Annotated in this window: 8 protein-coding genes; 1 reads left to right on the plus strand and 7 read right to left on the minus strand. The window is 72.6% G+C overall.

Going from position 1 to position 7,996, the window contains the following annotated elements:
• The 3 genes from urtB to KBX39_RS16480 all read right to left on the minus strand — a co-directional run.
• On the minus strand, positions 1-610 hold a 610-nt coding region (urtB, locus tag KBX39_RS16470), incomplete at its 3' end, for an urea ABC transporter permease subunit UrtB (RefSeq protein ID WP_210871378.1).
• A gap of 65 nt (positions 611-675) precedes the next feature.
• Complete coding sequence (gene urtA, locus KBX39_RS16475; protein ID WP_247660278.1) at positions 676-1,881, minus strand: urea ABC transporter substrate-binding protein; 1,206 nt, start codon at positions 1,879-1,881, stop codon at positions 676-678.
• A gap of 443 nt (positions 1,882-2,324) precedes the next feature.
• Complete coding sequence (locus KBX39_RS16480) at positions 2,325-3,407, minus strand: substrate-binding domain-containing protein (RefSeq protein WP_210871380.1); 1,083 nt, start codon at positions 3,405-3,407, stop codon at positions 2,325-2,327.
• Positions 3,408-3,503: 96 nt separating this feature from the next.
• Here KBX39_RS16480 and KBX39_RS16485 point away from each other — a divergent pair, with 96 nt between their 5' ends.
• On the plus strand, positions 3,504-3,980 hold the full coding sequence (locus KBX39_RS16485; RefSeq protein WP_210871382.1) for a MarR family winged helix-turn-helix transcriptional regulator: 477 nt from the start codon (positions 3,504-3,506) through the stop codon (positions 3,978-3,980).
• On the opposite strand, the gene KBX39_RS16490 is transcribed toward KBX39_RS16485, so the two are convergent.
• From KBX39_RS16490 to KBX39_RS16505, 4 genes are read right to left on the minus strand one after another with little or no spacing between them, the layout of a single operon-like run.
• Complete coding sequence (locus KBX39_RS16490; protein ID WP_210871384.1) at positions 3,967-4,704, minus strand: urease accessory protein UreD; 738 nt, start codon at positions 4,702-4,704, stop codon at positions 3,967-3,969. The genes KBX39_RS16485 and KBX39_RS16490 overlap by 14 nt on opposite strands.
• A complete protein-coding gene (ureG, locus tag KBX39_RS16495; protein ID WP_197494839.1) occupies positions 4,704-5,462 on the minus strand; it encodes an urease accessory protein UreG in 759 nt (252 codons plus the stop codon). Before ureG ends, KBX39_RS16490 begins: the two co-directional genes overlap by 1 nt.
• Complete coding sequence (locus KBX39_RS16500) at positions 5,452-6,141, minus strand: urease accessory protein UreF (protein ID WP_043322844.1); 690 nt, start codon at positions 6,139-6,141, stop codon at positions 5,452-5,454. Before KBX39_RS16500 ends, ureG begins: the two co-directional genes overlap by 11 nt.
• On the minus strand, positions 6,141-7,844 hold the full coding sequence (locus tag KBX39_RS16505) for an urease subunit alpha (RefSeq protein WP_210871386.1): 1,704 nt from the start codon (positions 7,842-7,844) through the stop codon (positions 6,141-6,143). The genes KBX39_RS16500 and KBX39_RS16505 overlap by 1 nt, the downstream gene beginning before the upstream one ends.
• Between the last annotated feature and the right edge of the window lie 152 nt (positions 7,845-7,996).

The raw sequence follows: 7,996 nt of genomic DNA on the forward strand, positions 1-7,996 counted from the left end.
CCAGGCCCGAGCCGAGAAAGAAGGTCGTCCGGTCGACCCGCGCGGTGGGGATGCCGGACACCGCGGCGAGGTCGCGGTTCTGCACGACCGCGCGGATCCGGCGTCCAAGCGGGGTGAACCGCAGCGCCAGCGTGAGGGCGGCGACGGCGGCCAGGGCCAGGGCCAGGATGAACAGCCGGTTGTTGGCGACCGTCAGCCCGCCGGGCACCGCCACGTTGCCGGTGAGCAGGTCCGGCGCGCGGGTCTGCACGTTCGGACTGCCGAAGATGTCCCGCGCGAGCTGTTGCAGCATCAGGGACACGCCCCAGGTGACCAGCAGGGTGTCCAGCGGACGGGCGTAGAGCCGGCGGATCAGCAGGATCTCCAGCAGCACCCCCATCGTGCCGGCGACCACGAACGCCACCGGCAGCGCGACCAGCAGCGACAGGCCGGCGCCGGTGATGCTCTGTTGCAGCACGTACGTGGTGTACGCGCCGGCCATGATGAACTCGCCGTGCGCCATGTTGATGACGTTCATCTGGCCGAAGGTCAGCGCCAGCCCGAGCGCGATGAGCAGCAGCACCGCGCCGATGCTGATGCCGGTGAAGAGTTGACCGAAGAGGACTGTCACGGTGGGTACTCCCGTACTGCTGGTCGAAACCCCGGGCGGGGCCACCCCGCCCGGGGCCGGCGTCGTCAGCTCAGGCCGCTCGCCCACGGATAGGTCTTCAGGTACGGGTCCGGCGCGATCGGCTTGCCGGAGTTCCACACCTCGGTGATCAGGCCGTCCGCGCCGACCTTGCCGATGCGGGCGGTCTTGGCGATGTGCTGGGTCTTGCCGTCGACGGTGACCAGGCCCTCCGGCGCCTCGAAGGTGATGCCGTCGGAGGCGCCACGGACCTTCTCGACGTCGAACGCGCCGGCCTTCTCGACCATCGCCTTCCACAGGTAGACGCTGACGTAGGCGGCCTCCATCGGGTCGCTCGTCGGCTTGTCCGCGCCGTACTTCGCCTTGTACGCGGCCACGAACTTGCCGTTCGCCGCGCCGGGCGTGGTCTGGTAGTAGTTCCAGGCGGTCAGCTGGCCCTCCAGGTACTGGGTGCCGATGCTCTTGACCTCCTCCTCGGCGATGGACACCGACACCACAGGCATCGCGGCGGCGGTGAGCCCGGCCGACTTGTACTCCTTGAAGAACGCCACGTTGCTGTCGCCGTTGAGGGTGTTGAAGACCGCCTTCGCGCCGGACGACCTGACCTTGTTGACGATCGTGCCGAATTCGGTGGACCCGAGCGGCGCGTAATCCTCACCGACCACAGTCATGCCGTTCGCCGCCGCGTACGCCTTGATGATTTTGTTCGCCGTTCGCGGGAAGACGTAGTCGCTGCCGACCAGGTAGACCGATTTCGTTCCCTGGGCCTTGAGGTAGTCGAGCCCGGGGACGATCTGCTGGTTTGTCGTCGCGCCCGTGTAGAAGATGTAGGGCGACTGTTCCAGGCCCTCGTACTGCACCGGGTAGAACAGCAGCGCCTTGTTCTTCTCGAACACCGGCTTGACCGCCTTGCGGCTGGCCGACGTCCAGCACCCGAAAACGGCCGCGACCCGGTCCTCGGAGATCAGCTTCTCGGCCTTCTCCGCGAAGGTGGGCCAGTCCGAGGCGCCGTCCTCCCCGATCGGCTGGATCTTCTTGCCGAGGACGCCGCCGGCCGCGTTGATCTCCTCGACAGCGAGCATGATGGAGTCGCGGACGGTGACCTCGCTGATCGCCATGGTGCCGGAGAGCGAGTTGAGCAGGCCCACCTTGACGGTGTCGCCGGAGACGTCGGCGGTGACGCCGGCCGCGCCGCCCTCGTCACTGGTCTTGCTGCCGCACGCGGTCACGGCGACCGCGGCGACGAGGGTCATGGCCCCCGCCAGGATGCGGCGGCCCCAAAGAAGTGACATCTAATCTCCCTGCGGTGCGCTCAAGTAGCGAAAGGACGGTCGGTGCGGTCCGGTGGAGTTGGCGATGCCGGGGTCGACGGGTGGACGTCGCCTGTGGTCATCGCATCGGCTATGGGCACGCAAAGCGTTGACCGGCATGATTGCGCGGACGTTTCCCGGTCCTTAATTGACTGTTTCCCGGAAACCCGGAGAGAACGCACGCCGCAACGGCTGACACCGCCCCGTGCGAGGCGGTGTCAGCCGTGATGAATTCGGTGAAGAATTGCGCCACCACAATGGTCGGCGGACAGATTCCGCCGACGGTGGACAGACATTCGCGGTACCCACCCCTGGGGTAGATACTTCACGCAGGAAGTATCTTAGGGCCGGGCCGGGTGGACGTGTCAAGGGCCGGTACCGGGCGGTCAGAGCTGGGCGAGCACTGTGAAGTCGAGACCGTCTGCCTCGGCGAGGTAGATCCGCTGGCGCACGTGCCGTCGACGCAGCTGCAGCCGGCCGCGCGGCCCGTGGTACGCCACCGTGTCGGCAGCCGTCTCGATCGCCCGTACGTCGAGGGTGCGGGCCTGCCCGATCAGCGCGGCGAGCAGCATCACGCCCTCGTAGCAGGACTCCCCCAGGCTGCCCAGCGGCGGCGCCTCCACCCCGAACCGGCGGGCGAACTCGCCGTGGAAGTCGAGGTTCTCCGGCGTCACGAGGCCGGCGAAGAAGCCCGCCGTGCTGTAGAGCCGCCGCGTCGCGCCCGCCCCGCTGGCCAGCAGCATGTTCTCGTCCATCAGGGTGCTCAGCCGCAGGCAGCGCTGGTCCATCGCGGCACGCGCGAACGCCCGGTTGAACCGCACCGCGTCCGCGCCGACGAGCAGCATCACCACCGCGTCGGCCTCGCTGCGCTCGATCCGGCGCAACACGTCGTCGAAGTCTTGTGTCTCCAACGGCAGGAACGCCTGCCCCACCACGCGACCACCGCCGCGCAGCGCGTACCGCTGGGCCGCCCGCGCGGTGCGCCGGGGCCACACGTAGTCGTTGCCGACCACGAACCAGCGGCGCGCGCCCTGCTCCCCCGCGAGCAGCCGCATCGCGGGCCACAGCTGGGCGTCCGGCGTCTCGCTGGTCAGATAGACCCCTTCGGTACGCTCACCGCCCTCGTACAGGGCGGTGTAGACGTACGGCACGCGGTGCGCGACCCGGGGCGCGAGCGCCTGCCGCACCGAGGAGATGTGCCAGCCGGTCACGCCCTGCACGGCGCCCACCGACACCAGCGCCTCCACCTGGGCGGCCACCTCGGCCGGCGGCGCGCCACCGTCGACCGGCACCAGCCGCACCTCGCGGCCCAGCACCCCGCCACCGGCGTTGATCTCCTCGACCGCGAGCTGGGCGCAGAGTTCGCAGGTCGGGCCGAACATTCCCGCCGGCCCGCGCATCGGGTACACCAGCGCGATGCTGACCACGGCCCGATCGACTGTGAGCCACGGCGGGGCCGGCGCGGACATGAGCCCATGATTGCCCGGCCGACGTGGGAAAACCATAGCTCTCCATGGAGCGGGACGAGTCGCTACCATGGCAGGGCCACCGGCCCAGGGAGTTCCATGTCAGACGTGCCCGGGGCGCCAGCCGATCTGCTGCGCTCGCTCACCCGCGCCGAACGGCTGCTCTCCCGCCGGTTGGCCGCCGTGCTGGCCGACGACGACCTGACCACCGAGGCGTGGCGGGTGCTCTGCCTGCTCGCCGACGGGCAGGGCCATCCGATGAGCGAGGTGTCCGCCGAGGCGTCGTTGCCGCCGGGGACCCTCACCAAGCTGGTCGACCAGCTCGTCGACCGGAACCTGGTGTTCCGGCGGATCGACCCGCTGGACCGGCGACGCATCCGGGCCCACCTGACCGCCCGAGGCCGCCGCGAGCACGCCCGCCTCGACGAGCGGGTCCGCACCAGCCTCGCCGAGGCGGGCGTACCGGCCGACACTCCCCTGCTCGACCACCTCGCCGACCTGATCGCCCGGCTCGACCCGGCGGCTCGGCGCGATGACGCCGAGGCGGCCGGCGTTCGCCTCACTACACCTCGGTGAGCAGCGGATCGCCGTCGAGGTGGGCGCGCAGCGTGTGCGCGTCGGCAGCGGTGGCGGTCCACAGTGTGGCCGGACCGCCCGCCAGGGGCAGCCGGGCGACGGTGCCCTCGACCGTCGCGGGCTCGTGGGGAAGCGACGGGTCCACCACCAGCAGTGACCCGGTGGCCGGCGCGCCGCCGAGCACCGCGGGGCCGGCCCAGCCGGGCGCGCCCGGTCCCACGGCAAGCGACTGGCGCAGCAACGGACGGCCGTCGTAGTCGACCCGGGTGTGCACGACCGCGCGGCCCGGCGCCTCGCCGTACCGGCCGCAGATCACCTCGTCGCGCCAGGTCAGCCTCGCCCCGGCGGCCACCTCGACCCGGGACTCGGCGAGGTGGGCGCAGCCGGCCGCGGCGACCAGTTGCTCGGGCAGCCAGTGCAGCGCACCGCCGTCGTGCACCACGGCACGCACCACCATCCGCGACACGACGCCGGGCCGGCCGGGCAGGGCGACCGAGGCGGCGACGGTGTGCAGCCGCACCGCCGCCCCCGGTCCCACGTCGATCTCCAGCCGCAGGTCGTCGCCGGCGAGCGGGCCGGCCGCCCCGCCGACCACGTACACCATCACGGCCCGACCGCGCCCGGGCGTCTGCCGCAGCAGCAGCGGTGTCTCACCGCGCAACTCGGCGAGGACCGTGCCGCCCGGGCCGACGGCCTGGGCCACCAGCCGGGCGTACGCGCGCATCAGGCCGGGCCGCCCCGCGCGGCGACCGGGTGCAGAGCCGCGTGGTGGGCCAGTTCGTGGCGGATCCAGTCGGCGACCCGCCCCGCCGCCGGGTCGCCGACGATCGACAGGAACACGGTCGGCAGGTCGCCGCGCCGGGCCCGCGCGTCCCGGTCCATGACGGCCAGGTCCGCGCCCACCATGGGGGCCAGGTCGGTCTTGTTGATCACGAGCAGGTCGGCGGACGTCACCCCGGGTCCGCCCTTGCGCGGCACCTTGTCCCCACCAGCCACGTCGACCACGAATATCTGCCGGTCCACCAGCCCTCGGCTGAACGTGGCGGTCAGGTTGTCCCCGCCGCTCTCGACCAGCACCAGATCCAGCGGGCCGACCGCCTCGGCCAGCTCGTCCACGGCGTCGAGGTTGGCCCCGATGTCGTCCCGGATGGCGGTGTGCGGGCAGCAACCGGTCTCCACGGCGCGGATCCGGGCCGGGTCCAGCACACCGGCCCGCTTGAGGAAGTCGGCGTCCTCGGTCGTGTAGATGTCGTTTGTGACCACGCCGAGTCGCAGCTCCCCGGCGAACGCCCGGCACAGGGCCGCCACCAGGGCGGTCTTGCCGGACCCGACCGGCCCGCCGATGCCGACGCGCAGCGCCCGGCCGGCTTGGGCCAGCGGCGGATGCGGGTCCACCCCCGGCTCGGGGTGGGTGTGCGGAACGGTCTCGTCGTGCGGGGCAGGATTCCGGTCGGCCTCGGGCGCAACGGTGTCAGGACGCAAAGAGACGCACCTCCCAGGTGGCATGAGCTTCGGCATGGATGTCGGCAAGCGGGGCGGCCGCCGCGGGCAGCCGCTCGGGTGGGTCGTCGGCGGCCCGGGCCGCCGCCGCGGCGATGCCGTCACACCGGCCGGCGAGACCCACAAGCAGGGCCTGGACCCGGTACGGGTCGAGGCCGAGCAGGCGTACGGCAGCGCTGGCCGCACCGGTCACCGTCCCGTGGACGGCGACCGTGGCGGTCTCGGCGCGGCTCAGGCCCGCGGCGGCGCAGAGCAGCCCGAGCACCAGCGGCTGGTGCGCTCCGCCGGGTGTGGCGGGCAGGTCGTCGAAGGACGCCTCCGGCCAGATGGCCCGGCCCGCGCGCAGCAGGGCCCGTCCCTGGCGGCGGGACACCGTACGCAGCGCCGGCGCCGCCGTCCGGGCGTCCAGCTCCGCGTCGAGCAACGCCAGCGTGGACCCGCGTACGGCGGAACCCGACGTCACCGCCCGGTGCGCCGCCGCCGCGAACGCCGCACCGACCAGCCCGGCGGTGGCCAGCCGGCCGGCCAGGAACGCCTCCAACGTGGCCAGGTCGGTGACCCGGCCGGCGGCGACGGCCGCCTCCAGGCCGCCGGAGTGGGCGTGCGCGCCGGCCGGGAAGCGACCGTCGGCCACCAGCAGGAGCAGGCTCGACGTCGTCATCAGAACAGGAAGTACCGCTGGGCCATCGGCAGGCGTGTCACCGGGTCCGGCTCCACCACCTGACCGTCGATCCGCACGGTGAACGTGTCCGGGTCCACCTCGATCCGGGGCATCGCGTCGTTCTCCGGCAGGTCGGCCTTGCCCCGCGAGCGCACGTCCGCGACGGGCACCACCCGCCGCCGCACGTCCAGGCGCAGCCCGGCGTCGAGGGCGGCCGGCGCGACGAACGCCAGGCTGGTCGCAGCCGCCGCGGCGCCGTACGCCCCGAACATCGGGCGCGGCAGCACCGGCTGCGGCGTCGGGATGGACGCGTTGGCGTCACCCATCTGGGCGTACGCGATCATGCCGCCCTTGAGCACCAGGTGCGGTCGTACGCCGAAGAACGCCGGATCCCACAGCACCAGGTCGGCCAGCTTGCCCGGCTCGACCGAGCCGATCTCCCGGTCCAGCCCGTTCGCCATCGCCGCGCAGATGGTGTACTTCGCCACGTACCGGCGGGCCCGGTAGTTGTCGGCCGCGCCGTCGCCGGGTAGCGCGCCGACCCGCTCCTTCATGACGTGCGCGCTCTGCCAGGTTCGCAGGATCACCTCGCCCACCCGGCCCATCGCCTGCGAGTCGGAGCCGATGATGGAGATCGCGCCGAGGTCGTGCAGCAGGTCCTCGGCGGCCATGGTGGACGGCCGGATGCGGCTCTCGGCGAAGGCCAGGTCCTCCGGCACGGACGGGTTGAGATGGTGGCAGACCATCAGCATGTCCAGGTGCTCGGCGAGGGTGTTGGCGGTGTACGGCCGGGTCGGGTTGGTCGACGACGGCAGCACGTTCGGCTCGCCGGCCACCGTGATGATGTCCGGCGCGTGCCCGCCTCCCGCGCCCTCGGTGTGGTACGAGTGGATGGCCCGGCCGGCGATCGCCCGCAGCGTGTCGGCCACGAAACCGGCCTCGTTGAGGGTGTCGGTGTGAATGGAGACCTGCACCCCGGAGGCGTCCGCCACCCGCAGGCAGGCGTCGATCGCCGCCGGTGTGGTGCCCCAGTCCTCGTGCAGCTTGAAACCGCCCGCGCCGGCGCGCAACTGCTCCCACAGCGCCTCCGGTGAGACGGTGTTGCCCTTGCCGAGCAGCAGCACGTTGACCGGCAGCGTGTCCAGCGCCTCGTGCATGCGGGCCAGGTGCCAGGCGTTCGGGGTGACAGTGGTGGCCCGGGTGCCCTCGGCGGGGCCGGTGCCGCCGCCGACGAGTGTGGTGATGCCGCTGGCGAGCGCCTCGGTGACGATCTCCGGGCAGATGAAGTGCACGTGCGTGTCGACGGCGCCGGCCGTGAGGATCCGGCCGTTCCCGGCGATGACCTCGGTGGCCGGGCCGATGACCAGCTCGGGGTGGACGCCGGGCATGGTGTCCGGGTTGCCGGCCCGGCCCAGCGCCACGATCCGCCCGTCGCGCAGACCCACGTCGGCCTTGACCACCCCCCAGTGGTCGAGCACCACCGCGCCGGTGATGACGGTGTCGAGGGCGCCCTCGGCACGGGTCGCCCGCGACTGGCCCATCGACTCGCGGATCACCTTCCCGCCGCCGAAGACCGCCTCGTCGCCGCCTGCGCAGTGGTCGGTCTCCACCTCGATCAGGAGGCTCGTGTCGGCCAGCCGGATGCGGTCGCCGGTGGTCGGCCCGTACAAATCGATGTAGCGGTCCCGCCGCACGGCGGTCACCGCGCCGGCCCGTCGGTCGTCGGCGCCCCGCTCGTCGGCGCGTCTGTTCCCGGCGCGGCCGGTGGCGCTTCGTCCAGCGGCCCGGCGCACTCGCCGCGCAGGCCGGGCACGACGCGTGCGCCGCCGAGCGGAACCAGCTCGACGGTGCGGCG

Source organism: Micromonospora sp. D75, from assembly GCF_018070405.1.
Lineage (GTDB): Bacteria > Actinomycetota > Actinomycetes > Mycobacteriales > Micromonosporaceae > Micromonospora > Micromonospora chalcea.